The sequence below is a fragment of the Calyptranema fuscum S582 genome (genome assembly GCF_055793305.1).
Genome location: NZ_JBSLYH010000011.1, coordinates 1 through 24,131 on the forward strand (window position 1 = coordinate 1; position 24,131 = coordinate 24,131).

Annotated in this window: 21 protein-coding genes; 8 read left to right on the forward strand and 13 right to left on the reverse strand. The window is 48.8% G+C overall.

The window, feature by feature from the left end:
* Positions 1-69: 69 nt before the first annotated feature.
* The 3 genes from ACR6Z4_RS09680 to ACR6Z4_RS09690 all read left to right on the forward strand — a co-directional run bounded on the left by ACR6Z4_RS09680 (position 70) and on the right by ACR6Z4_RS09690 (position 2,250).
* Positions 70-372: a DUF3288 family protein gene (locus ACR6Z4_RS09680; RefSeq protein ID WP_479717052.1), complete on the forward strand. Its 303-nt coding sequence runs from the start codon at positions 70-72 to the stop codon at positions 370-372.
* Between the two features lie 418 nt (positions 373-790).
* On the forward strand, positions 791-1,585 hold the full coding sequence (locus ACR6Z4_RS09685) for a DUF1868 domain-containing protein (RefSeq protein WP_479717053.1): 795 nt from the start codon (positions 791-793) through the stop codon (positions 1,583-1,585).
* Positions 1,585-2,250, forward strand: a complete 666-nt coding sequence (locus tag ACR6Z4_RS09690) for a cobalt-precorrin-8X methylmutase (RefSeq protein WP_479717054.1) — start codon at positions 1,585-1,587, stop codon at positions 2,248-2,250. Before ACR6Z4_RS09685 ends, ACR6Z4_RS09690 begins: the two co-directional genes overlap by 1 nt.
* Positions 2,251-2,342: 92 nt before the next feature.
* Here the strand turns inward: ACR6Z4_RS09690 and ACR6Z4_RS09695 are convergent, their stop codons facing one another.
* Entirely contained in the window at positions 2,343-2,963 is a 621-nt protein-coding gene (locus ACR6Z4_RS09695) for a flavin reductase family protein (protein WP_479717055.1), read from the reverse strand.
* A 76-nt stretch (positions 2,964-3,039) separates the two neighbouring features.
* On the reverse strand, positions 3,040-4,560 hold the full coding sequence (locus ACR6Z4_RS09700) for an amidohydrolase family protein (RefSeq protein ID WP_479717056.1): 1,521 nt from the start codon (positions 4,558-4,560) through the stop codon (positions 3,040-3,042).
* A gap of 558 nt (positions 4,561-5,118) precedes the next feature.
* On the opposite strand from ACR6Z4_RS09700, the gene ACR6Z4_RS09705 reads away from it, so the two are divergent.
* From ACR6Z4_RS09705 to ACR6Z4_RS09725, 5 genes are all read left to right on the forward strand, one after another.
* Positions 5,119-6,384: a lipid-A-disaccharide synthase-related protein gene (locus tag ACR6Z4_RS09705; RefSeq protein WP_479717057.1), complete on the forward strand. Its 1,266-nt coding sequence runs from the start codon at positions 5,119-5,121 to the stop codon at positions 6,382-6,384.
* Between the two features lie 293 nt (positions 6,385-6,677).
* Entirely contained in the window at positions 6,678-6,884 is a 207-nt protein-coding gene (locus ACR6Z4_RS09710) for a hypothetical protein (protein ID WP_479717058.1), read from the forward strand.
* Positions 6,885-6,938: 54 nt separating this feature from the next.
* Positions 6,939-9,098, forward strand: a complete 2,160-nt coding sequence (gene ppk1, locus ACR6Z4_RS09715) for a polyphosphate kinase 1 (protein ID WP_479717059.1) — start codon at positions 6,939-6,941, stop codon at positions 9,096-9,098.
* A 236-nt stretch (positions 9,099-9,334) separates the two neighbouring features.
* On the forward strand, positions 9,335-9,751 hold the full coding sequence (locus tag ACR6Z4_RS09720; RefSeq protein WP_479717060.1) for a DUF1824 family protein: 417 nt from the start codon (positions 9,335-9,337) through the stop codon (positions 9,749-9,751).
* Between the two features lie 207 nt (positions 9,752-9,958).
* On the forward strand, positions 9,959-10,912 hold the full coding sequence (locus ACR6Z4_RS09725) for a pentapeptide repeat-containing protein (protein ID WP_479717061.1): 954 nt from the start codon (positions 9,959-9,961) through the stop codon (positions 10,910-10,912).
* Positions 10,913-11,115: 203 nt separating this feature from the next.
* Here the strand turns inward: ACR6Z4_RS09725 and ACR6Z4_RS09730 are convergent, their stop codons facing one another.
* The 11 genes from ACR6Z4_RS09730 to ACR6Z4_RS09780 form a co-directional block, all read right to left on the reverse strand.
* Positions 11,116-12,066 (reverse strand): F0F1 ATP synthase subunit gamma, encoded by a 951-nt coding sequence (locus ACR6Z4_RS09730; protein WP_479717062.1) that lies wholly within the window; start codon positions 12,064-12,066, stop codon positions 11,116-11,118.
* An 84-nt stretch (positions 12,067-12,150) separates the two neighbouring features.
* A complete protein-coding gene (gene atpA, locus ACR6Z4_RS09735) occupies positions 12,151-13,668 on the reverse strand; it encodes a F0F1 ATP synthase subunit alpha (RefSeq protein ID WP_479717063.1) in 1,518 nt (505 codons plus the stop codon).
* 117 nt (positions 13,669-13,785) lie between these two features.
* A complete protein-coding gene (gene atpH / locus ACR6Z4_RS09740; RefSeq protein WP_479717064.1) occupies positions 13,786-14,340 on the reverse strand; it encodes an ATP synthase F1 subunit delta in 555 nt (184 codons plus the stop codon).
* Positions 14,340-14,909: a F0F1 ATP synthase subunit B gene (locus ACR6Z4_RS09745; RefSeq protein WP_479717065.1), complete on the reverse strand. Its 570-nt coding sequence runs from the start codon at positions 14,907-14,909 to the stop codon at positions 14,340-14,342. The genes atpH and ACR6Z4_RS09745 overlap by 1 nt, the downstream gene beginning before the upstream one ends.
* A gap of 38 nt (positions 14,910-14,947) precedes the next feature.
* Positions 14,948-15,379, reverse strand: a complete 432-nt coding sequence (locus ACR6Z4_RS09750) for a F0F1 ATP synthase subunit B' (RefSeq protein ID WP_479717066.1) — start codon at positions 15,377-15,379, stop codon at positions 14,948-14,950.
* Between the two features lie 146 nt (positions 15,380-15,525).
* Entirely contained in the window at positions 15,526-15,771 is a 246-nt protein-coding gene (gene atpE, locus ACR6Z4_RS09755) for an ATP synthase F0 subunit C (RefSeq protein ID WP_479717067.1), read from the reverse strand.
* A 166-nt stretch (positions 15,772-15,937) separates the two neighbouring features.
* A complete protein-coding gene (atpB, locus tag ACR6Z4_RS09760; protein ID WP_479717068.1) occupies positions 15,938-16,702 on the reverse strand; it encodes a F0F1 ATP synthase subunit A in 765 nt (254 codons plus the stop codon).
* Positions 16,703-16,760: 58 nt separating this feature from the next.
* Entirely contained in the window at positions 16,761-17,198 is a 438-nt protein-coding gene (locus ACR6Z4_RS09765; RefSeq protein WP_479717069.1) for an ATP synthase subunit I, read from the reverse strand.
* A 275-nt stretch (positions 17,199-17,473) separates the two neighbouring features.
* Positions 17,474-19,198 carry a response regulator gene (locus ACR6Z4_RS09770; protein WP_479717070.1) on the reverse strand — a complete coding sequence of 575 codons (1,725 nt, stop codon included), beginning with the start codon at positions 19,196-19,198 and terminating at the stop codon, positions 17,474-17,476.
* A gap of 657 nt (positions 19,199-19,855) precedes the next feature.
* Positions 19,856-20,233: a response regulator gene (locus ACR6Z4_RS09775; protein WP_479717071.1), complete on the reverse strand. Its 378-nt coding sequence runs from the start codon at positions 20,231-20,233 to the stop codon at positions 19,856-19,858.
* A 121-nt stretch (positions 20,234-20,354) separates the two neighbouring features.
* On the reverse strand, positions 20,355-24,080 hold the full coding sequence (locus ACR6Z4_RS09780; RefSeq protein WP_479717072.1) for a PAS domain S-box protein: 3,726 nt from the start codon (positions 24,078-24,080) through the stop codon (positions 20,355-20,357).
* Positions 24,081-24,131: the final 51 nt, after the last annotated feature.

Genomic DNA, 24,131 nt, shown 5'->3' on the forward strand with positions numbered 1-24,131 from the left:
AACAGCTAACAGCTAACAGCCATTCAAACCTTAAACCTTCCCACTGCTCATTCCCCATTCACAGAATCTATGTCTAAAGCCCCAGAAAATACGAGTCAGAAAGATCAACAGCATCCCCTTTATGGCAGCGATCGCCAGATTGTTAACGCTTTACTCAATGGTGAAGCAACGGAGTATAATCTGGCAGAGTTGGCTCGGTTACGGATTCGCTATAAAGGATTTCCAGGTGCCAGAGATATCCAGGCAGATTTAGAAAAAGTGTTGCAACAGTGGCAGTTAAGTGAAGCAGATCTGTTTGCCAAAACTCGGCAAATCCATCAAATCGGGCAAGTTTACAAAGGACGAGGCACTCAGCGCGAAGACTGGAGTTAGCCCTGTCATGCGATCGCTGACTCTGCCCATGACCTCTGTTCTAAACATCCTGTCTTGAAAAATCAGGTCATTCAGATCGCAACCACGGTTAATTTAATCAAGCGAAGCAAATTTGATTAGGCAAAGCTATATAATCCTCAAGAAAGCAGCCTAAAAAACTGAAAAAAGCAGCAAACTCTGCCATTCTCTAAGAGTCTGTTGATTCACACTCCACCTCTCTATTTAGAGTTGAAGATCTTTCGACAGAGAATCGGTAAAATATCTTTGCGATTGCTGGGGATCATCTCTATAAGCTGGCTTCAGAGTTTTCTCTGATTGATGTTAAGCTCTCCTTATAAGGTTTATACCCGCTACAGTAGAGGAGTGAACTCAACCTTTCAATCTTTTCCTCACCCTTGAAACAACGAGGCGACTGACATTGGACGATTCTTATCAGATCTATAGCAACCGGGTGGCAAAAATGATGCTTCCCGAATCCTACAAGTCTCAGGTGCAGTATATTCAGCCGTCACCTAAATTTGTCTATCAAGCGTCAGAGGGGCAATACCAGACGGCATCTTTCCCAGGTTATTCCGTCATTACGCCCCCCTGGATCGAGGAAACAGAAAATACTGAACTCTATGAGCAATTGCAAATTCTGCAACAACAATTAGTAGAGAGCCTTCCGGCTGATTTGTTGGTGCCGCTGCCGCCCGATAGCTTTCACATGACGCTGGCTGATTTGATTTGGGACGGTGCGTATCGCCACGCAGATACTAACCCCGATTTTCAGCCCCAGTTGCGCGACTCTATTCGGCAAAGCTTCAGCCAGTGCCGATCGGTGGTGCAGACAGGGCAACCGGCTTCCTGGCAGGTGATGGGGTTAACGGTGATGACCCGTGCCGTGGGCGTTTGTCTGACCCCCAAAGATGAAGATTCCTATAACCGCATCTTAGAACTGCGGCGCTCGATCTATCAAAATTCGTCGTTAATGGCGTTAGGGATTGAGCAGCAATATTATCTCAATGCCCACATTACGCTGGGATATTTTGGCGATCGCTCGATTGCGGAGGTAGATCGCGAAAAACTAGGAGACACCTTTAGCGAACTGAATCTGCAATGGCTGTCGTTAGATTGTCCCAAGCTGTTTTTGGTGCATCAGGCTGACCTGCGCAAATTTGATGATATGACGCGCTATTATCGTGAGCCAGATTGGCCCCAGTTGGTGTTTTAATGGCGTCTCTCAACCATCCTATTGTGGAGCAAAGCTTTGCGGTCATTGACCAGGAAGTTGGGGCACACACGTTTAGCACCGAAGAATATGCGATCGTACGGCGTGTGATCCATAGCACTGCCGACTTTGAGTTTAAGCAATTACTTCGCTTTAGCCCAGGAGCCATTGCCGGGGCGATCGCAGCCCTGCGTCAACAGACCCCCATCGTTACCGATGTCAGTATGGTGAAACAGGGCATTCTTACTCTGGTTTCTAAAACCTTTAACAACCCGATCATTTCAGCGGTTGAACAGGCGGCGATCGCATTACCGGGTAAGACTCGCACTGAGACTGGAATGTTGCGCTGTCAGGTAGAGTATCCCCATGCCATTTATGTGATTGGCAATGCCCCAACCGCGTTGCTGGCACTGTGCCATACGTTGCCATCGGCGTCTCAACCAATGCCAGATCAATCTAGTTTAGGCTCACCTGCTTCCGAGCCGCATCGGTCAAAACAGCCAGCTGTGGTGATTGGTGCGCCCGTAGGCTTTGTGTCGGTGGTTGAGTCCAAAGCGGTGCTGGCTCAAACCGATGTGCCCAAAATTTGGGTGGAGGGGCGCAAAGGAGGGTCAGCGGTCGCCGCCGCCATTTTGAATGCGCTGATTGTTTTGGCATGGGAGTCCTAGTCTCTAAACCACCGGATAGAGACAGTTTTGGAGGGAGAGCCGCGCAGAGCGCGGCTCTCCCTCCAAATTTGTATTTCACGCAAGGGCGATCGCTAATGGGCATCGGGCAATCCCAAAAGCAATAAAGACCCAATTTTTGTATATTCGACCGGGCCGCCCAGGCGAGTTACGGGTTTCATGTCGATCGTGTTGACCAACCCCAGCTCAGGTCGATACAAATCTTCTCGGATATGAAATCGTAGAACGCGCCCCAATACCATAACGTTGGTTGCGCCTTCAACCGGGATGATTTGCGTGACGTTGCATTCCATTGCCACAGGCGCATCAGCCAGCCGTAACGGACGGACATCGGTAGATGGCAACGTCGGCAATTGCGCCATTTCAAATTCGTTGATGTCGTAGGGCACGTCCATGGCGGTTTGAATCATGGCATCTGCCAGGGCTTCATCGACCACATGACAAACGAATTCATCGACCTCACGGACATTGCGTAAGGTATCTTTTTCTTTGGGTTCTTGGCGGCGATAAGACACCGAAAACATGATGGTGGGCGGAAATCCAGCCACTGCATTGAAAAAAGAGAACGGAGCAATATTGGGCAAGCCGCTGGCACTGATGGTCGATACCCAGGCGATGGGGCGAGGTGCAACAATGCTGGTGAGCAAATGGTAAGGAGCCGGATCTCCCATCTCTTCGGGGACAAAAGACAGCATAGGTGGATGTCCTAAAAAACAAATGTCTGAATTTGAGCCGTTGGATAGTTTGCGTTTAGCAAACTATCCAAATAGGTCAGGTTGGTTGAACGGGAGGCACGCCAGCGCGACTGAAGTTGTTGATGGGTAACGGTTTTGCCATGGCTCGTCGATAGACTTCATCCATCATCGGGCGTAACTGGCGACCCTGTTGATGAAAGAGCTCTCGGCGATCGCGATAGTCAGGTAGGCGATCGCGAAACTCTGCCAAAATGTCGGCTTCGTTGACCGTCATCACCTGACCGTCTTGCACAATCAACTCACCATTGACGAAGACTTTACGAATTGACTGCCCCTGCTCGGCATAAACGAGATGGATCGGGATGTGGTGACAGGGGGTAAAACTGAGCGTATTCAGGTCATACAAGACAAAATCGGCTTTCATCCCAGGAGCGATCGCCCCGATGTGATCGTGCAGCATCGCTGAGCGTGCGCCGCCATAGGTTGCCCATTTCAATACATCGGCGGCATGGGGGTAGCGATCGTAGTTTGAATCGATGACAGAATGGGTGAGTCCAGCGGCACGAATCACATGAAACAGGTTAAAGGAATCCATGCCATCGGTGCCCAACGCAATATTTACCCCGGCAGCTTGTAATGCCTGGATCGAGGCAATGCCACTACACAGGCGATAGTTACTGACGGGATTGTGGACAATCGTGGCATCGGCAGCGGCAACCGCTTCAATATCCTCTGGAGTCAGCCAAATGCCATGGGCGATCGCCGTCCGATGGGTCAAAATGCCATGCCGTTTAGCAAACTGAATTACCGATTCTCCCAATAGCTCTAGTCCAGTCACCGCCTGGGTGCGAGTTTCTAACAGGTGAGCATGAATCGGGACATCATACTCTGCGGATAACTCAGCAATACGATGCATCAGGGCGGGGGTTACCCGTTGAGCCGCAGAGGGAGCCAGCATCGTGGTAATGCGTCCGGCTTTGCCCTGCCAGTTGCGGTACAGTTCGCCAAATAAAGCTGCCCACTCTTCAATCGAAAAATCCTGAACGGGTTGCCAAAAGGCGTGTTTCATCGCGTCTGGTAGCAAGTCTTCCAGATAGGCAATGGTGTGATGCAGGGGTTTGTTAATCGCGTGGAGTGACAAACTGGCACGTAAACCTACATCCACATAGGCTTGAGCCGTTGCGTCAAAAATTTCAGGAGTGGTAAAGGGCAACGCGTAGAGATCATCTTGAATTGTTGTGGTGCCATTTTTAACCGCTTCTAAAGCTGCGATCGCCGCACACAAATAATGCATTCGGGGTTCTAGCTTTTGGTCGGGTGGCAAATAGAGCATCCAGAGTTCTAGCGGCAATGCTTCATAGGCGCACTTTTCCAACACGCCGACAACGGTATGGGTATGGGCATCAACAAACCCCGGCAACAACAAGTGGTGTGTGGCATCAATTACCCAATCTGCCGTGGTTTCAATCGCTGGTGCCACCTGCACAATCCGATCGGCTTCCACCAATACATCCAGCGTGTGAGGACTGAGATCGAGCGGGCGATCGCCACCCAAGGTGAACGGCAATACTGTTGCATTGCGAATTAACGTTGTCATACTGTCAAGCAACTCACAGGTTTTGGTAACACTGCTGGTTTTGGGGCTGAATGGGGATGGAAAACCGAAGGTTTTCCATCCCCATTCAGCCCCAAACCAGAACGCTTAGGATCGTGGATTAAATAAGATTGAATATTGAATCGTTTGGAGGGGCGAACGGCCGTTCGCCCGTACAACAAATCATCGGAGTTATTGAATTCCCATTCCTTAGTGTTTAGTTTTAGTTTGAATGGATAATATAGCAATCCTATTTGATTTATGAAAATGATCAGTTGTGAAAGCACCCGCCCGAAGGGCGGGCGCTTTCACAACTGACTCAGGATCGCTATAGGTTTGCAACCTTACTGAGTAGAGATTGCAAACCTATTATCCATTCATGGTTCCGATCTATTGCTCTATCAGAGCGCATTCGCTCTATTCGTTTTGTATGCTCACAGACCAGATGTCAACGACTCTACGCCCTCAGACAGATTTTTTAACCCAATCCTTTGCCATTGTGACCATTCCCTTCTATCATGTTCTCTCTGCGTCAGCGTGCTAACCAACCTGGGAAAAACGATGAAGCTACTGTGCCTGAGCAATGGTCATGGAGAAGATGCGATCGCCCTGCGCATTTTGCAAGAACTCCAAAAACACCCCAGTTATCCAAAACTGGCAGCATTGCCGTTGGTCGGTGAAGGACATGCCTTTGCCCATAGTGGCATCCCATTGGCAGGTCCGGTCAAGCAAATGCCATCGGGTGGTTTTATTTATATGGACAGTCGCCAGCTGGTTCGCGATGTCAAAGGTGGCTTGCTGCAATTGACGCTGGCGCAACTGAAAACCGTACGGCATTGGGCAAAGTCGGGCGGCTCGATCTTGGCGGTGGGTGATATTGTGCCATTGCTGTTTGCCTGGTTAAGTGGCGCACCCTATGCCTTTGTGGGCACAGCGAAATCAGACTATTATCTGCGCGATGAAGTGGGGCTATTGCCCCGTCCTACCTGGTTTGAACGCATGGAAAGCTGGTCGGGATCGGTCTATTTACCCTGGGAGCGCTGGTTGATCAGCCAACCTCGTTGTCAGGCGGTGTTTCCCAGAGATCATTTGACCACAGCGATTTTGCAAAAGTGGAAGATCCCAGCATTTGATTTAGGCAACCCGATGATGGATGGGTTGGAACCCACAGGCACCTTATTGGCTGCCCCGGATGACAATCCAGTTACCGAGCATCCCTTAACATTTGTCATTCTGCCCGGTTCGAGAGCCCCAGAAGCCTATGAAAATTGGCAGATCATTCTGCAAGCGGTAAGTAGCCTCTGTCGCGAATTTTGGCAACGCAAAGTCCTATTTTTAACCGCGATCGCCCCCAGTCTAGACCTGGCTCCTTTTTTGCAATCATTAGCCGATCAACGGTGGCGATCGCAGACAGACAGTACCTTACGGGTTGATCCCTCACTTCAGTTTCAACAAAATAGTGCCACCCTGGTGTTGACCCAAACGGCATTTACCGATTGCCTGCATCAGGCAGACTTTGCCCTGGCAATGGCAGGTACCGCCACTGAACAATTTGTCGGATTGGGTAAACCGGCGCTGATCTTTCCGGGCAACGGACCTCAATTTACCCCTGCCTTTGCCGAAGCCCAAACTCGCTTGCTCGGGCCCTCTGCCATTTTGGTGAAACAACCCACCCAAGCCGCAACTGTCGTGCAAGCTCTTTTGCAAGATCCCGATCGCCTGCAATTGATTGCTGCCAACGGCGATCGCCGTATGGGACAACCCGGTGCCGCTCAACGGATTGCAACCTGTTTACTAGACCGATTGGCGGATCAGACTGGCGATTAAATCGGGGCACCATATCGCGATCCTCAATCTGTTGCGAAAGCGCCTGCCCTTCGGGCAGGCGCTTTCGCAACGGATCTTTTTCACGAATCCAATAGAATCGCTATATCAATCCTCAATGGTGTGAAATACCCGTTGGTGAGGGAGAGCGCGGCTCTCCCTCACCTCACCATCCTGCTTCTGAGTGCAAAACACTCTATCATTTCATTTAATTTATGAGAATTATGGTCGATTTAAGACACGATTTTTTAATAATGCGCTTAGAATTGTTACATAACATTAAGCCGGACAGAGTTATGGATAGTCAAGATTTAGGACGCTATATTACTGCAACGAATGGATTTCAAAAACCTTGGCTGTTAGCACAGTTGCGACTCAAGAAATTACAAGAACGTCGAGACTCCATCTCACCGGGAGAGTATGAAGCTGAATTAGCCGATCAGATTGAAGATCTGAAGAAACTGGGAGAATGGTGGAAGGGCATTGAGGATGAGGTGTTTTAGCAACCCCCTAGAGCCTCTACAATCGATGGATAGTGTTCCATCCCTGGCGAAACTATGCCGAGTCTCGAAAAGAGCGATCGCGATCTGGATTTGAGCAGTACTGACTATTATTTCAACCGCGAACTGAGTTGGTTGGAATTTAACCACCGAGTGCTGCACGAAGCCATTGATCCACGCACTCCTTTATTGGAGCGTCTGAAATTCATTGCCATTTTTAGCAGCAACCTGGATGAATATTTCATGGTGCGCGTTGCTGCACTCAAACAACAGGTCGAAGTTGGCATTGATAAGCGATCGCCCGACGGACGCACCCCGCAAGCGCAAATAAATGCGATCAGCGAACAGTTGCGTCCCATGATTACGAGGCAGCATCGCCATTTTGAGCAGGCATTGCGCCCACAAATGGCAGCTCAGGGCATCCACTTATTGGATTACGTCGATCTCAACCAGGAGCAACGGTTGTATCTGCAAGGGTATTTTGATGAGCAAATTTTCCCCGTGCTCACGCCGTTAGCGGTTGATCCCGGTCATCCTTTCCCTCATATTTCTAATCTCAGCCTTAATCTAGCGGTCGTTGTCCGCGATCCCCAAACGGAGGAAGAACACTTTGCCCGGATCAAAGTTCCCAGCGTTCTGCCTCGTTTTGTGGTGCTGCCCCCAACGTTGTGCCCCAAGCAACACAATTCCATTTCCGTCTGGGCGGGCATTGCCTTAGAGCAAGTCATTGCACATAATCTGGCGGCTTTGTTTCCGGGAATGGATATTCAGGAATACCATCCTTTTCGCATTACCCGCAACAACGACCTGGCACTGGCAGAAGATGAAGCCGATGATCTAATGCTGGCAATTGAACAAGAATTGCGCAAACGGCGGGTCGGTGGCTCGGCAGTACGCATGGAAATTAACACCTCCATGCCCGAAATCATTCGGGCAACCCTGCTCGAAGAACTAGAACTGAGTAGCAATGATGTGTATGCGGTAGAGGGGTTGCTGTGCCTGAGAGATTTAATGGCATTGATCGATCTGCCGTTGCCTCAGCTCAAAGATGCCCCGTGGTCTGCGGTCATCCATCCACGCCTGAAAAAGTTAGGACCCTTGGGGGAAGAAGGGGCAACGCTGGAACCTGAAACCGATTTTTTCTCGATTATTCGCAAGCGCGATTTACTGGTACATCATCCCTATCATTCGTTTTCGGCAACCGTCGAACGGTTTATTACCGAAGCTGCTCATGATCCCAAGGTGCTGGCGATCAAAATGACGCTGTACCGCACCTCCGGCGATTCTCCCATTATCAACGCGCTAATCACAGCGGCTGAAAATGGTAAACAAGTGGCAGTCTTGGTGGAATTAAAAGCTCGGTTTGACGAAGAAAATAATATTAACTGGGCACGTAAGCTAGAAAAGGTCGGCGTCCATGTGGTCTATGGTTTGGTTGGGCTTAAAACCCACACCAAGATCATGCTGGTGGTGCGACGAGAAGACAATCGCATCCGTCGTTATGTGCATATTGGCACGGGCAACTACAATCCTAAAACTGCCCGACTCTACACCGACTTTGGCTTATTGAGTTGCCGGGAAGAGTTGGGTGCTGACCTGACGGATTTGTTTAACTATCTCACAGGCTATTCTCGGCAAAATGCCTATCGCAAGCTGTTAGTGGCTCCCGTGAATATGCGCGATCGCATGTTGGCACTGATCCGGCGAGAAATCGACCATTGTCAGCAGGGGCGTCACGGTCGCATTGTTGCCAAGATGAATGCCCTGGTCGATTCAAAGCTAATCGTGGCGCTCTATGAAGCCTCTCGCGCAGGTGTCAAGATTGATTTGATCATCCGGGGAATTTGTTGTCTGCGACCCGGCATCCCCGACGTCAGCGACAATATCCGCGTGATCAGCATCATCGGACGCTTTTTAGAACACTCTCGCATCATTTACTTTCACAACAATGGCAATGAGGAAACCTTTATTGGCAGTGCCGACTGGATGCCTCGCAATCTCGACCGTCGAGTCGAAGCGATCGCCCCTGTCGAAGATCCAGATATTGCCAAAGATTTACAAGAAATTCTGGGGGTAATGCTGGCAGATAATCGACAGGCATGGGAGTTGCAGCCCGATGGTCACTATGTGCAACGTCATCCCGATGCCAATGCGTCTGAAAATAGCTCTCAGAAAAATTTAATGGATATGGCACTTCATTCTGCCAGTCCTAACTAGGGTGAGTCTAGCCGCTTTATGGCTGGGAAGCGGCACAAAGTGCCGCTTCCCAGCCATAAAGCCCGTCTATGATAAATTAACGGATCCCTATGGCAATTCTTAATCGTGTGCAGTACAAGTTGTTATGAGAGCCGCGCAGAGTGCGGCTCTCATAACAACCGTAATCTTCCCGGTGCAAAGCGCTATAGAGGGCGGTTCAGCCTTATTATCCTCTTAGAAGTTTCATGGGTATTGCTATGTCTACCGAGGTTAATACACCCTTGACGGTTGTGGAAGCGGCAACGCGTCTCAAGCAGTTTAACTGCCAACACCCCGATTCTGAGGCGATCGCAGATCCCGAACGCCTGCGTCAGGCTTTGCTGTTAGTAGCGCAACATTCCGACTATCAAATTCTTGGCATTTGTGCCGACACCTTTGTACAGGCATGGAACGCCCTTGAGCACTATGCTAAAGCATTGGGATATAGTCCCGATGATGAACTCAGCCCTATCGAGGGAGCCGTTTACCTCAAATTCAATCCCAAATCAGGCATTTGCTACGTTGATTCTTATACAGGAGCCTATCGAGGGGTGTTAGTCGCTTGCCAATCTGCCTACGACTCCGGCATTAATGATATGTATGGACATCTACCACTCGATTTGTTTAAAGACTAAAATCTGTTTTGAACCCTATCTAATTTAGAAACTGGAATTTGACTTAGAACTGTGGATTTAATAAAACTGAAGATTTATTTTAGAAGCGTGGCTCTGCCACACTTCCTAAGATAAATGTCCGGGTTTTATTTAATTTATGATCCTTTAGGATAAACTTCCCGTTCCCAAACTAGAACTTTTGCGTAGTTTCGAGATAAGAAGACAGTTATGGCGAGTGAAGATCATCTCTCTCTGCTCAAACAGGGGGTAGCCCATTGGAATCAATGGAGAGAGTCAACTCCGAATATCCAACCCGATCTCAGCTACGCTGATATCAGCAAAAGCGCCCTGAATCAGATCAATTTGAGTAGTGTTAATTTGTGCGGTGCCAGTCTTTTTGGCGCGACCCTAAAGCAGGCAAATTTGCAAAATGTCAATCTTAAGGGAGCCGATCTGAGTGGCGTCGATCTCAATAGCGCCAATTTACAAGGTGCCAATTTGAGTGAAGCCAATTTACTGGGTGCCTATATCTCCGGTGCCGATTTGAAGGGTGCAAATCTCAACGGTGCTGTTCTCAATCGTGCTGACTTAAATGAAGCCAATCTCCAGGGTGCAACCCTGTGTCAGGCAACACTTTTAGGGGCAGAATTGAACCGAGCCAACCTGAATGAAACTAATTTTTCTGAAGCTGACCTCAGTCGTGCCAGTTTAGAAAATGCCAAGTTAGAGGGTGCTAATTTCAACAATGCCAATTTAAGTGGTGCCCGTCTCAACCGTTCTCTCCTGACCGGAGCCAACTTAGAAGGAGCTTTATTAGAAGGAAGTCGGTTGAACCGATCGGACTTGAGTGGGGCAAACTTGAGTACGGCTAACCTCAGCCATGCGAATTTGTTGGGTGCCAAACTAAAATCGGCAAACCTCAGTCAGGTCAACCTCAACCACGTAAATTTAAGTGGCGCTAACCTGAGCAATGCGATTTTAAATAACGCTAGCCTGAAAGAGACCAATTTAGAAGGAACTATTCTGGATGGGGTTGATTTCAGCCAGGTTGAAATGGGTCAAGATGCAGAGATCAGCCCAGACCCATCGATTGATATAGAACAACATCAGGATTTACTATCGCAGGAGTTATCGTCGCCCAGACCGCCTGTTCCCGATCCGATTTTGGAAGAACTCATCTAACCCATTACCCTATAGCAACCGTCGAGACGGCTAAATCAGACGGTTGTGTGAGAACTCGCGCGGAGCGCGAGTTCTCACACAACCGTTGTCCTCATCGATCTTTTGACGGCTATAGCTTTAATGTAAAACATAAATGGTCTATTGCGCAGGCAACGCCCGCGCAATAGACCATTTTCATTAGGTTACGTTAAGTGATGATTTGACTAGCCGAGTGCTTCGGCACCACCCACCACTTCCAACAGTTCCTGAGTGATAGCTGCCTGACGGGCTTTGTTATAGGTCAATGTCAGGCTAGAGACTAGCTCAGAGGCATTATCACTGGCGTTGTTCATCGCGGTCATTCTCGCTGCCAGTTCACTCGCTGCCGATTCTTGAAGTGCCCGTAAGAGCTGGTTATTCAAGTACAACGGCAACAGTGCATCTAGAATTTGGACGGGATCTTGTTCGAAGATCATGTCTTGAGGCAAGGGGGTTGGCGCTGAAGACGGAACGGTCTGCCGCTCGACTTCAAATTCACCGCCACGAGTGGTTAGGCGGAAAATTTCGTCATCATGGGGTTCCAGACCTTGTGGATCAAGGGGCAACAGGGTTTGAACCACAGGACGAGAACTCACAAGGGAAACGAATTTGGTATAAACCAATTCCACCCGATCTACTTCTTCCGACAAAAACAAAGACAGTAGCTCATCCGCAATTTGAGAGGCTTCTGCCGCTGTGGGCACCTGCTCTAAATTGGTGAAGGTGGCACTGATGGGTTGTTCTCTCCGTTGGAAATATTGGATCGCTTTGCGTCCAACCAACACCATTTTGTAATCTACGCCTTCAGCTTTTAGCTCCTTCGTGCGCATCTCTGCTCGTTTGATGATGTTGCCGTTGTAGCCACCACACAGACCGCGATCGCCCGAAATTACCAGAATCCCAACGGTTTGCACATCCCGACGCTTTAACAGAGGCAGGTTGGCATCTTCAAACCGAAGCCGAGTTTGCAAACCATAGAGCACTTGTGCCAGACGGTCGGCAAAGGGACGGGTTGCTAATACTTGTTCTTGAGCACGACGCACCTTTGCTGCCGCGACCAGACGCATCGCTTCAGTGATCTTGCGGGTGTTCTTAACAGACTGAATGCGATCGCGAATTGCTTTTAAATTAGCCATAGTTCTTACCTCTAATCGCGTTGAGCGGTCAGCCACTCGCTATTTGCCCACCAGCAAAGCCGAATCACTGACCGCTAATACCTGCTATACCGTTGCCAGGAAGGTCTTCTTAGATTCAGCGATCGCGTCCTTCAAAACAGCGGCGGCTTCATCCGAAAGCTTCTTCTCAGTGCGAATCATTTCGCCATACTTAGGCTTGCTGGTTTTCAAATAGTCTCGCAATGCCTTGACATAGCCCACGACTTGTTCAACGGGTAGATCGTCTAGATAGCCATTGGTGCCTGCATAAATGATGGCAACCTGGTCTTCCAACGGCAGAGGAGAAGAAGGAGCTTGCTTCAGCAGTTCTTGCAGACGTTGACCCCGTGCCAATTGGTTTTGGGTGGCTTTATCCAAGTCAGACGCAAACTGAGAAAAGGCTTTCAATTCTTCGTACTGAGCCAATTCTAGCTTGAGCTTACCTGCAACCTGTTTCATAGCCTTGGTTTGTGCCGCAGAACCGACTCGGGATACAGAGATACCCGCGTTGATTGCCGGACGCACACCTGAGTTAAACAAGTCAGAGGACAGGAAGATCTGACCATCCGTAATCGAAATAACGTTGGTGGGAATGTACGCCGATACGTCACCCGCCTGGGTTTCAATAATCGGCAGAGCGGTCATGCTGCCTTCACCCAACTCAGGGCTGAGTTTTGCTGCCCGTTCCAACAAACGAGAGTGGAGGTAAAACACGTCGCCGGGATAGGCTTCACGTCCGGGTGGGCGACGCAGGAGCAACGACATCTGACGATAGGCTTGTGCTTGCTTGGTTAAGTCATCATAAATGACCAGAGTCGCCTTGCCTTTGTACATAAAGTACTCTGCCAGGGTTGCACCTGTGTATGGAGCCAGGTATTGCAATGCCGCAGGGTCACTGGCGTTAGCCGCAACCACGATGGTGTAATCCAACGCGCCCCGTTCCAACAAGGTTTGAGCTACCTGAGCCACGGTCGATGCCTTCTGACCGATCGCGACATAGACGCAAATCACGTCCTGTCCTTTTTGGCTGAGGATGGTGTCAACTGCAATGGTGGTTTTTCCGGTTTGGCGATCGCCAATGATCAGCTCTCGTTGTCCCCGACCAATGGGAATCATGGCATCGATTGCCGTAATCCCGGTTTGCATCGGCTCATACACCGATTTCCTGGCAATAATTCCAGGTGCCATCGACTCAAGCAAGCGAGAGTCTGAGGTGTGAACATCGCCTTTGCCATCGATCGGACGCGCCAACGCATCCACGATACGACCGACCATCGCGTCGCCGACAGGAATCGAGGCGATTTTGCCGGTTGCAGCGACCGAGCTGCCTTCCTGAATGCCAAGACCCTGACCAAACAACACCGCACCGACGTTGTCTTCTTCTAAGTTTTGGGCAATGCCTACGGTTCCATCTTCAAATTCTAGAAGCTCGCCAGCCATTACATTTTCTAGACCGTAAATACGGGCGATACCATCACCGACCTGGAGTACGGTTCCTACGTTGGAAACTTTAACACCTTGGTCGTATTGCTCAATCTGCTGTCGAATAATACTGCTAATTTCGTCGGGTCTGATAGCTACCATCGTTGTTCTCTCTGTTAAGGGACGAAAGGTAAAGGGTTAAGAACGAAGCCTATGGGGTCAAAACACGAATAATATTTTTTGGATGCACTGGCAACTCAAAACGTTACGTGACAGTCATTAGGTCGCATTGGCTAGTTTCAAACCGATGCGTCGGATCTGACCTCGAAGACTTGCATCCACGATCTGAGAACCGACCTTAATCACCACACCCCCAATCAAATCTGGGTCAATCCGAGCATCTAGCTCAACTTGCTGGGCACCGACCATCTGAATTACTTTTTGGCGAACCGCTTCTTTTTGGTCATCCGTTAGGGCAACAGCGGACACCACTTCTGCCAGAGCGGTCTTACGCAAGCGACGGAGTAACGCTCGATACTGCTGACACACACCTGCCAAAAACGCAATGCGTTTGCGATCGACTAACAACATGAGGAAGTTCAACATGTAGGGATGAACCTGCTCACCTGCAAGCTGTCTGATGACATCTTTCTTAACGTCAGGCTTGAGTAAGGGATTGGCTAAAAACTGCCTCAGATCCTCAGATGACTCTAAAAGACCGAGCAAAAACTCAACGTTCTCGCCAAACTGATCGACCAGATCACTAGATTGGGCAATAGACATGAGTGCCTGGGCATAGGGTTCCATAACTTCAGATGAAACTACAGTACTCATCACTGCCCTCCTAGCATTGCAATGCTGCGATCGATTAACTGTTGCTGAGCGTTGTCATCCAACCCCGATTTCAACTGGGCTTCAACCCGCTGTATTGCCATTGCTGCAACCTGTTGTCGAAGCTCACGAATCACCCGTTCTTGCTGAGATTCAAGATCTTGAGCCGCTGCCGCTTTCATGCGTTCGACTTCGAGTGCTGCCTGAGCTAAAATCTCTTCTCGGGCGGTCTTAGCGTTTTCTTCAGCGCTCGCCTTGATGCGGGTTGCTTCTGCCTGAGCTTGAGCGAGTTTTTGCTGTTGGTCTGCCAACGCAGCAGCAGCTTCTTTCTTGCGTTGCTCAGCTTCCTGGATCGCCGATTCAATCTGCGATCGCCGTTCTGACAAAGCTTTGCCTAAAAACCCTCGCCCAAAGTAAACCAGTACGCCAATTACGATCGAAAGGTTGATCAGGTTGGTTTCAAAGATATCGAAATTCAGACCAAACCCATGCCCTTCGGCTCCATGCTCCTGCAAGAGCAGAGGTTGTAAAATCTCTCCCGCTCTAACGGTGAATGATAATAAAGTCCCCATACCTATACCTACATAACTGCCCTGCTCAACTGAATTGACTAACTGATTGAAACTCCAGCGAGGAGTTTATCTAAAATCTGATGGCTAAGGGCACCAACTTGTTGTTCTAAAGACTGCATCGCTTCCATCTTTTGCTGATCCAGTTCCCGTTGAGCCTGTTCTCGCTGAGCCTGCGCTTCTCGCTGAGCATCGGCAATCTGTTGGGCTGTAATTTTTTGGGCATCAGCCTGAGCAGCAACAATGACCGCTTGAGATTGGCGGCGAGCTTCTGCTAGCTCTTGTTCATACTGCTTTGCCAAGCTCTCTGCCTTTGCCAATCGCTCGCGGGCATCCGTTTGATTTGTGCGGATGTAGGTGTCTCGTTCATCTAGTGCCTTCGTCAGGGGTTTGAAGAAAACCAGATTAAGGATAACCATCAACAACAAGAACTGCAATGCCATCAGCGGTAAAGTAGCGTCGAAATCAAACATGTTTAAACTCCTTGACTTCGACCGTAGCTTTAACAGTGGGCAATTCTATCCAACGCGCCATAGTCTCAAAGACTCTATAAACTAAAACACCTAAAATTAACGTTGTAGAGATGTGAAACCTCACACCTCTACACAATTGACAATGCTTACGCAAAAGGGTTGGCAAACAGCAAGACTAGTGCGATAACCAGACCATAAATCGTAAGGGACTCCATGAATGCCAGAGTCAGAAGCAAGGTACCGCGAATTTTGCCTTCAGCTTCTGGTTGGCGAGCAATACCTTCTACTGCTTGTCCGGAAGCGTTTCCTTGACCAATGCCAGGACCAATTGCAGCTAAACCAATAGCTAGAGCAGCAGCGATAACTGAAGCAGCAGCAACGATGGGATCCATGATAATTTTCCTTTCGGTTTAAGTACAGAACTAAAATGTTAACTAGAATGCGTTACTCACGCTTCACCAGAATTCTAGACACAACGTGTTACCAAACGTAAACACCTGCACCGAATCTGGACAACTGTAGATGGAGACATCCAGTATATGCCCCTAACAGAGGGCTTCAGGCGTGCTCCTCATGCTCTTCACCACCATGCCCTGCCATGGCTTCATGAATATAAGCTCCTGCCAGGGTGGAAAACACCAGAGCTTGAATGGCGCTCGTAAACAGACCCAACATCATGACCGGGATGGGTACGAATAGGGGAACCAACAGCACTAACACTGCCACCACCAATTCGTCTGCCAGAATATTCCCGAAAAGTCGGAAGCTGAGGGAGAGTGGCTTGGTGAAATCTTCTAAGATCGCAATCGGCAACAATACCGGAGTCGGCTCAATATATTTGGAAAAGTAACCCAGACCCCGTTTACTAAAACCTGCGTAGAAATAAGCGAGAGAGGTTAGAAGTGCCAGAGCTACGGTTGTGTTGATGTCACTGGTAGGGGCGGCTAATTCGCCTTCAGGCAGATGGATCAACTTCCAGGGAAACAGAGCACCTGACCAGTTCGAGACAAAGATAAACAGAAACAAGGTGCCGATAAAGGGTACCCAGGGGCGATATTCCTTTTCACCAAGCTGGTTTCTGGCGATTTCTCGAACAAATTCCAGGGCATATTCCATGAAATTTTGTAGCCCTTGCGGAACCCTCTGAATATTTCGAGTGGCAAGGATCGAGGCAGTCAGAAGCAAACCAACAACAACCCAGGTGGTAATCAAAACCTGCCCGTGAAGCTTGAGATTGCCTATTTGCCAGTAAAAGTGATGACCAACTTCCAGCTCAGCTAGCGGAAGGGTATTAAAGACATCTAGAAAACTTAGCATTTTCATTCAGTGAGGTCGTCCAGAGACTATGGACACAAAGCATCTAGAAGAGCTGAGTCCAGCCTTAAGAGTTGGAGGCAGACAAAGTCCGCAGCATGTGAACGATAATTGCAGCCTTAAAGGTCAGAAATCCTAAAATTATAGGGAGGATTTCTAGCTGATCCCACCGGGATGCTATTACAATCAGCCCTATAAAAAGAACGAGGTGGGTCTTCCCCAACTTCTGTTTCTGCCTGCCGAGCTGCTCGACATTTCTAGCCAACATTTTCAAGTAAACCACACCTGTGCACGCCCCAATCAGGTAATTGAGAGCGATGTTAAGGGAGTAGAAAAACCAGACAAAGGCAAAAATAATCGCCGCGATCGCCAAAGTGACCAATAACAACTCTCGTTGGAGGTTGTAATACTCCGACATAGAGGCGTTTGGCTCTGGTAATACGTTGTCAGGCGAATTGCTCCCGTCTAAGGGAGTGGGTTCAAGAGAAGATTCTGGCGAGTTCACAGTAATTTAGAATCTGGCTCAGAGAGTTGGCGTAGGGTCGATTGACCATAGAAGATCATATCATCGACAGGTAACAATCTTGTAATGTTTAACGACGAGAACTATTAAACATGCAGGCTATTTTTTAAACCCCCTGGAGCGTCAATTGGATGACCCTGATTTTTAAACTAGCGGTGCTGATTGGGGTGGCAAAATTTGGTGCGAGTGCCGCGCGGCACTCGCACCAAATTTTAGATCTGAATTCAGGACTGTTGAGAAATCTCAGGTGAAAAATATTAGGACACCTTAAACTCCAATATAAAGGTGGTTTGTCCTGCTCCACTTTTAATGTAAATTTGACCGCCCAGCCGTTCGATTAGCTTTTTTACCAGGGTCAACCCTAGACCTGTGCCCCCATGTTTCCAGGGGTCATTGTTGGGGATGCGGTAGAATTTGTCGAAAACGCGATCGCATTCGGATGCCACAATTTCAACTCCCGTATTGCTAACGCCAATTTCCATGGCATTGGGTGTCACCTGAGCAGATAGGGTAATCGTTTCCCCGTCGGGTGTGTATTTGCAAGCATTGTGCAACAGCTCGGTCAACATCCGCTCCAGGGACGGCAAATCGGTGGTTAAGGCGGGCAGGCTTGCCGGAACGTGTAAAACGAAGTGTTGCTGATGCATCTGCATTCGTTCCTTAAAAGCATCTGCCAATTGGGGAAGATAATCGTGTAGATCGACATCAGTCAACTCGATCCGTTCAGCGTCTGCATCCAGACGGGTTAGATCGAGCAAATCATTGATCAGATTAAGTTCTCGTTGTTCTTCCTCTCGTAGCACCTTGAAGTAACGTTTCATCGAGCTAGATTCATCTGAAAGGATGCCCAACCGATTTAAGCTGATCTCTAACATATGAGTTGCGATTTTCATGTTGGTAATGGGCGATCGCAGTTCATGGGAAACGGTGCTGAGAAAATCATCTTTGAGTTGATTGAGCCGTTCTAGTTCCTGCACCTGTGCCTGAGACGCTTGATAGAGGCGAGACTGACGCAACGCAATGACGCACTGGTTGGTTACTTGTTGGACGAGGCGAATTTCTAAATCATCTAATATGCGATCGGAAAAACTTGTCAGCCAGATATCGCCTTTGATTTCTCCGGTGTCGATTGGGAAGGCGAACAGAGCGTATTGATTGCCCTCTGAGGGCTGCGTTAACGGGCAAAACCGCACCGATTTTCCTTGCAGCAGTTGTTGATAAATCTCCGGATAGGCATCCATGTGAATGTCTCGGTTTTGGTAGCACGAGCCAGATGCAATATATTCATACCGAACATGCGCGACTCGGTATTCCGGATCGTAAATCGCGACATTGCAGCGAAATAGGTCTAGCGCACAGGCTAGTTCTTTAACAACGGCTTGCAAAATTTTCTCTTCATCTAGAGAATCTCGAACGCGATCGCTAATATATTTGAGTGACGATTCAAACTCTAGCGATCGCTCAAGTTCTGACGTTCGTTCTCGAATTGCAACATTCAACGTTTGCGCGTAGCGATCCAGATCTTCATTCATCTGTTGCACTTGCTTCATCAGGCGAGACTGCTGGATCAACCGATGAACACGTTGCTGCAAAACGACGCGGTTAATAGGTTTTGTCGCATAGTCAATGGCACCTGACTCAAATGCACGTTTAATTGACAGTTCGTCATCTAACGTCGTCACCATGAGAATAGGAACCGGGAATGGCTGACGAGCCTTGTGCAACTGACGACAACAGGTAAATCCATCCATGGTCGGCATGACGGCATCTAGAAGAACGAGATCAGGAGCATAGTCGTTGTAGAGTGCTAATGCTTCGTGACCATCGGCGGCTTCAATTACCTGTAGCCCTTCTTGCTCTAGTAAATGTCGCAGTACGCATCGCATTCCTAGATCATCATCTACAACCAATACCATCGCCCCATCAGTCTGTGTTGCGTCTGTTTTTACCTGATTTTGGGGTGTTCTAAGATTCACGTTCATGACATTTATGAGGTTTTCTGTAACCACAAGAATGATGTTTATAGGTGGTTGATAAAGGCTTTGGTATTTACCTGTAATTCGTTCATGAGATGAGGCAGTAATAGCTGTAATGCTTTTTTTCGATGCATAGCAATTGAATGGTTTATGGGGACAGGTGCAGGGGTAGAACTCCCATCCGGGGACACAGCCCCGCACCCTTCTCCTCACCAGTTATTCGGCTGCTATATAGTGCTTCGCGTCTGGAGCGATTGAGGTTGTTGTGAGAGGGCTACGCTCCGTGCGGCTCTCTCACTACACTGTGTACTTCACGCCATTGAAAACTGCTATAGACTAGTGTTGCAAACACGAAATTTTGCGCCGCTGAATCACGTTGCTACGCACAGTTAAGACGTTTCAACCATGAATCAAAAATAAAGGTCAAGTAGACTAAATTTGGTTGTTGGTTAAAGTGAGAATTTGACAAATGGTGTGTAGCACCGAGTGTTCCGATTGGAGACGTTAATACAAACGCAGTTTGAGCCTATAGCGCACGCATATGACATGAAAATTGATTTAAGTCGGTGTCAATGGGTCTTGTTCATCAACCAGAATCTAGCCTAAATCTATAAAAAATTTGTGAATAATTTGTGAATGTGAAAAGCAATGTCAATTATTCAGCTATTCAGCCCAATTGAGCAACAAACGCATTTGCCTGACTAAATCTGGAGCTTTAAAGGGTTTTGTAATCAAGCCCAGCACCGGGAGTTTGACAAATTCTTGCTGCTCAGAAATTTGGGCTTTGGCGGTTAATAAAATGACGGGAATTGTTTGGGTGCGAGCTGTTGCCTGAAGTTGATGGAAGGTTGCGATGCCATCCATTCCAGGCATCATGATGTCTAAGAGAATGGCATCGAGGTGTTCTGTCTGGGCGATCGCCAGTCCCTCTTGACCTGATGCCGCTGCCAGTACCTCCCAACCGGCGATCGCGTTGAGAGAGATTTGGATGATTTTGCGAATACCGATTTCGTCATCAATAATCAGAACCCGCTTTGCCATAGTTGCCTTCCTTCACCGTCATAGGGAGCGTAGCTTTGATAAAACCAAAGATTTTAGCACTTCGCGCCTGTCAGGACTTCACGCAAGTTTTAATAGCAATCTTTTATGAAGTTGCGCCAAACTAGAACCCCCTGTGGTCCCCCTTGCCAAGGCTGATGGGCAGTGTAAAGTAAAACGTGCTGCCTTGAGCTAAGGTGCTTTCTACCCAAATTTCTCCTCCATGCTGCTGAATAATGCTACGGCAAATTGCCAACCCTAACCCGGTACCGCCCTTGTCGCGCGAGTCGGATGCATCTACCTGATGAAAGCGATCGAAAATGCTTTCTAGATTATCCGCAGGAATGCCACGCCCCTCGTCACGGACGGAAAAGAGGAGCTGGGAGTGGTGGTCTTTCAGGTGCTGTTGCTCAACGGATAGCCGGATGACAGAGCGATTGGGAGAAAACTTAATGGCGTTGCTGAGGAGATTGGTGAGGACTTGAAGCAGGCGATCGCTATCTGCCTCGACCTGGAAGGCGCAAGGACTGGCTTCGAGGGTGATGTCTGATTGTTTTGCCATTTCTTGCATCTGTGCGATCGCCGTATCAACCAGGTGATCAACTATGCAGAGATGTTTGTCTAAGCGGACTTTGCCCGATTCTAAGCGCTCTAGATCAAGGATGTCATTGACCAGTCGCACCAAGCGATCGGTGCCTTCCGTGGCAATTTGGATGGTGGCTTCACCCTCTTCAGAGGTGGGGTCCACGATTTTTTCGCTCAAAAGGCTCAGGGCAGCTTGCATCGAGGTCAGCGGCGTGCGCAGTTCGTGACTGACAACCGAAATGAACTCGGCTTTCATCCGTTCTATCTTGTACCGTTCTGTGATGTCTTCACCAATACTGACGTTACCGATCGCTTGACCTGTGCCATCTCGTAGGATGGTATTGTTCCAGGCGAAGATGCACTCCTTCCCAGATTTTGTCAGAATGCTGTTTTGATAATGCGTCGATAAGTTTTCTACAAAAGCCTGGTGAAAATGTGCTTCAGCCGCTTGCTTTTGACTGGGGACTAAAAACATATCAAACCAGTTGCGATTGAGAATTTCTTCTGCACTGTACTCGGTCAGTTTTAAAAAGAATGGATTGGCATATTTGATATCTTCGTTACTATCTAATTCAACAACTGCCAGTTGGACGTTATCCAGCAGCGATCGCCAGCGTCTGTTTGATTCTTGCAAGGCGGCTTCAGTCTGTTTGCGATCGTTAATATCTAAAATTACACCCAGCGATCGCAAGGGTTGATTCTGTTGGTCATAAATTGCTCGACCCCGTGCCATTACCCAATGGCTTGAGCCATCGGGATAAACGACGCGATATTCAGTATCGTAGTCCGTGTGAGTTTCGATCGAGTTAAGAAAAAGCTGCTCGATCCGCTCGACATCGTCAGGATGAATCCGAGCGATCCACTCTTCATATCGGGGTGCCGTTAGACTAGCAGGTAGACCCAGGAGGGCAAAGTGGTTGTCGTTCCAGGTTAAATCGCCACTGGGAAGGTGCAAATCCCAAAAGCCGAGGTGCGTTAAATCAAGTGCCAGTCGGCGTTGTTCTTCACTTTGCCGCAGTGCTGCTTCCATAATTTTGCGATCGTTCACGTCTCGGTGCGTGCCAATCATCCGGGATGGGTGACCCTGCTCATCCCAGGCAACAACTTTTCCATAATCGGCAACCCATTTCCACTCGCCAGATCGGGTTTGCAAACGATAGTCAAATTCGTAGCGTACTGACCTGTCTTGCAAATGATTGGCTAACAGCGCTCTCACCCAAACCATATCGTCAGGATGTACCAGGTGCTCCCACGTACTGACCGATTGAGGTAATGCATCGGCTTCATAGCCCAACATCTGAAAATATTGAGGACTGTAATAAATCTCACCTGTTGCAATATTCCAGTCCCAGATACCATCGCCAGACGCCTCCAGTGCCAGATGCAAGCGTTCTTCACTTTTGCGCAAGGCTTGCTCGATCTGTTTTAGCTCAGTGATATCTCGCCCCACCGCCTGAAGTTCAACGACATTTCCCTCCGCATCAAACAGCAGTCGATTGACCCATTGCGTCCAGCGAACCTCTCCTTGACCGTCAATCACCCGATTTTCAATGATTAACATGGGGTTTGCCGCACTGATACCGTGGACTAATTGAGCCACCTTTTCTCGATCTGCTTCATAGATGATGGGGTTATAACTCTTACCTAAGATGTCAGCCTGGGTGACGTTAAAGTAACGACAGTAAGCATCGTTGGCAAATAAGATGGTGCTGTTGGGTGAAAAGCGAACGATGAGTTCGGTTTGGTCTTCAACAATGGCTCGGTAGCGGGCTTCGCTCTGGCGCAGTTGTTGCTCTGCCCGTGCTCGTTGAAACAGCTCTTGTTGCAGGCGATCGTTTGCCTGTTGCAGTTCCAAAGTTCGCTCTGCCACACGGATCTCTAGTTCTTCTTTGGCATGTCTTAACGCTGTTTCAGCCTGTTTGCGCTCAGTAATTTCTTCACATACGGTACTAATGCCGATGACGCGATCGCCATCCTTGAGGGGTAAAAAGCTCTCTAACCAGGTACGTTGTACCCCTGGTTGAGCCGGAGTTTCTCCACTAATTTCTATATTGATCAACGGTTCACCCGTCGCCAAAATGGAGCGCAGCAATGTTTCAGCTTCGTCTGCCATTTCGGGCAGTAGTTCACGAATCGTATGACCTAAGTGGGCTTCCACAGAAAGTCCATTGATCGCCGCCAGACGTTGGTTAATGCGGACAAAGCGCAAATCTGCATCCAAAAAGTTCAAGCCAATGGGTGCAGATTGGTAAATCGCTTCAATTTCTGCTAATTGTTGCTGGAGCTGAAGCTGACTGTGCTGAAGCGCGGCTTCTACCTGCCGACGCCGGGTGATATCGGTCAAAATGACGACTGCGCCTTTAAAGTGGTTTTTCTGATCGGTGAGAGGACGCGCATTTAAGACCAGATTAAAAACTTGTCCGTCTGGTCGGTCTAACTCAACTTCTAACCCCTGATACCACACACCTTGCAATACCGACATTATAGAAAACCGATCTCTGGCACGATGGGCTGGTTCCAAAGGAGGGGTGGCGATCGCCTCTGCTTGCTCTGTCTCGGGAAAACTGGAAACTGCCCAGGTCAGCGGACAGACTCTATCGAATACTTGATGCAGCAGACCTTGACCAAACACTTGGCTGGCAACCTGGCTGGCTTGAATAATTTGCCCAGTATCATCGCAGACCAGAATGGCTTCCCCTGCTTGCTCTAAGATTAAGTGCCCCAGTCGTTCTGAGGCAAGGGTTTTCTCGTAGCGCTTTTGTTCGGTTAAATCGGTCAGGATCAGGCAATTGATGGCAGTGTCACCCAGGTTGAGATGGCTGATAGCCAGAGAGACAGGAACGGTTGTGTTATCCTGAGCGATCAAAAATAGCTCGGCGCTGGGTTGCTTACCCTGTTCGGCTTGCTGCACCAGACTTTGAAACAGAAGTAAATCGTCTGCGAGAAGGAGTCGTTGAAACTGGGAGCCAAGGAGCTTTTCTAAAGGTTGCTTTAGTAAGTTGGCAAAACTGCGGTTGCCCGACAAAATCAGCCCGTCGCGGGAAAGAGTCGCCGCACCCTGCTGCATTTCTTCTACCAGTAAGCGGTATGACCGATCGGCACTCTGGAGCGTGAAGATGCGATCGCCCTGAGGTGTGGAGACCACTAATGCATCTACCTCACCGTGTTGGATCGCTTTTAGCGTTTCCTCGCTGGTCGCTAGGCGATCGCGCAGGCGTTGCAGTTCTGCGATTAATTCTGGTTTGGATTTCTTAGCATCATCCATAAATCGCTATTACCGAATACGATCCCAAGGGGATGTTATGTCTAGTACAGC

Coding starts and splice junctions, on each gene's coding strand:
- ACR6Z4_RS09680 (WP_479717052.1), top strand. CDS start 70: ATGTCTAAAGCCCCAGAAAATACGAGTCAGAAAGATCAACAGCATCCC.
- ACR6Z4_RS09775 (WP_479717071.1), bottom strand. CDS start 20,233: ATGGCAAAGCGGGTTCTGATTATTGATGACGAAATCGGTATTCGCAAA.
- ACR6Z4_RS09710 (WP_479717058.1), top strand. CDS start 6,678: ATGGATAGTCAAGATTTAGGACGCTATATTACTGCAACGAATGGATTT.
- ACR6Z4_RS09705 (WP_479717057.1), top strand. CDS start 5,119: ATGAAGCTACTGTGCCTGAGCAATGGTCATGGAGAAGATGCGATCGCC.
- atpE (WP_479717067.1), bottom strand. CDS start 15,771: ATGGATCCCATCGTTGCTGCTGCTTCAGTTATCGCTGCTGCTCTAGCT.
- atpH (WP_479717064.1), bottom strand. CDS start 14,340: ATGAGTACTGTAGTTTCATCTGAAGTTATGGAACCCTATGCCCAGGCA.
- ACR6Z4_RS09750 (WP_479717066.1), bottom strand. CDS start 15,379: ATGTTTGATTTCGACGCTACTTTACCGCTGATGGCATTGCAGTTCTTG.
- ACR6Z4_RS09720 (WP_479717060.1), top strand. CDS start 9,335: ATGTCTACCGAGGTTAATACACCCTTGACGGTTGTGGAAGCGGCAACG.
- atpB (WP_479717068.1), bottom strand. CDS start 16,702: ATGAAAATGCTAAGTTTTCTAGATGTCTTTAATACCCTTCCGCTAGCT.
- atpA (WP_479717063.1), bottom strand. CDS start 13,668: ATGGTAGCTATCAGACCCGACGAAATTAGCAGTATTATTCGACAGCAG.
- ACR6Z4_RS09695 (WP_479717055.1), bottom strand. CDS start 2,963: ATGCTGTCTTTTGTCCCCGAAGAGATGGGAGATCCGGCTCCTTACCAT.
- ACR6Z4_RS09770 (WP_479717070.1), bottom strand. CDS start 19,198: ATGAACGTGAATCTTAGAACACCCCAAAATCAGGTAAAAACAGACGCA.
- ACR6Z4_RS09780 (WP_479717072.1), bottom strand. CDS start 24,080: ATGGATGATGCTAAGAAATCCAAACCAGAATTAATCGCAGAACTGCAA.
- ACR6Z4_RS09730 (WP_479717062.1), bottom strand. CDS start 12,066: ATGGCTAATTTAAAAGCAATTCGCGATCGCATTCAGTCTGTTAAGAAC.
- ACR6Z4_RS09725 (WP_479717061.1), top strand. CDS start 9,959: ATGGCGAGTGAAGATCATCTCTCTCTGCTCAAACAGGGGGTAGCCCAT.
- ppk1 (WP_479717059.1), top strand. CDS start 6,939: ATGCCGAGTCTCGAAAAGAGCGATCGCGATCTGGATTTGAGCAGTACT.
- ACR6Z4_RS09745 (WP_479717065.1), bottom strand. CDS start 14,909: ATGGGGACTTTATTATCATTCACCGTTAGAGCGGGAGAGATTTTACAA.
- ACR6Z4_RS09700 (WP_479717056.1), bottom strand. CDS start 4,560: ATGACAACGTTAATTCGCAATGCAACAGTATTGCCGTTCACCTTGGGT.
- ACR6Z4_RS09690 (WP_479717054.1), top strand. CDS start 1,585: ATGGCGTCTCTCAACCATCCTATTGTGGAGCAAAGCTTTGCGGTCATT.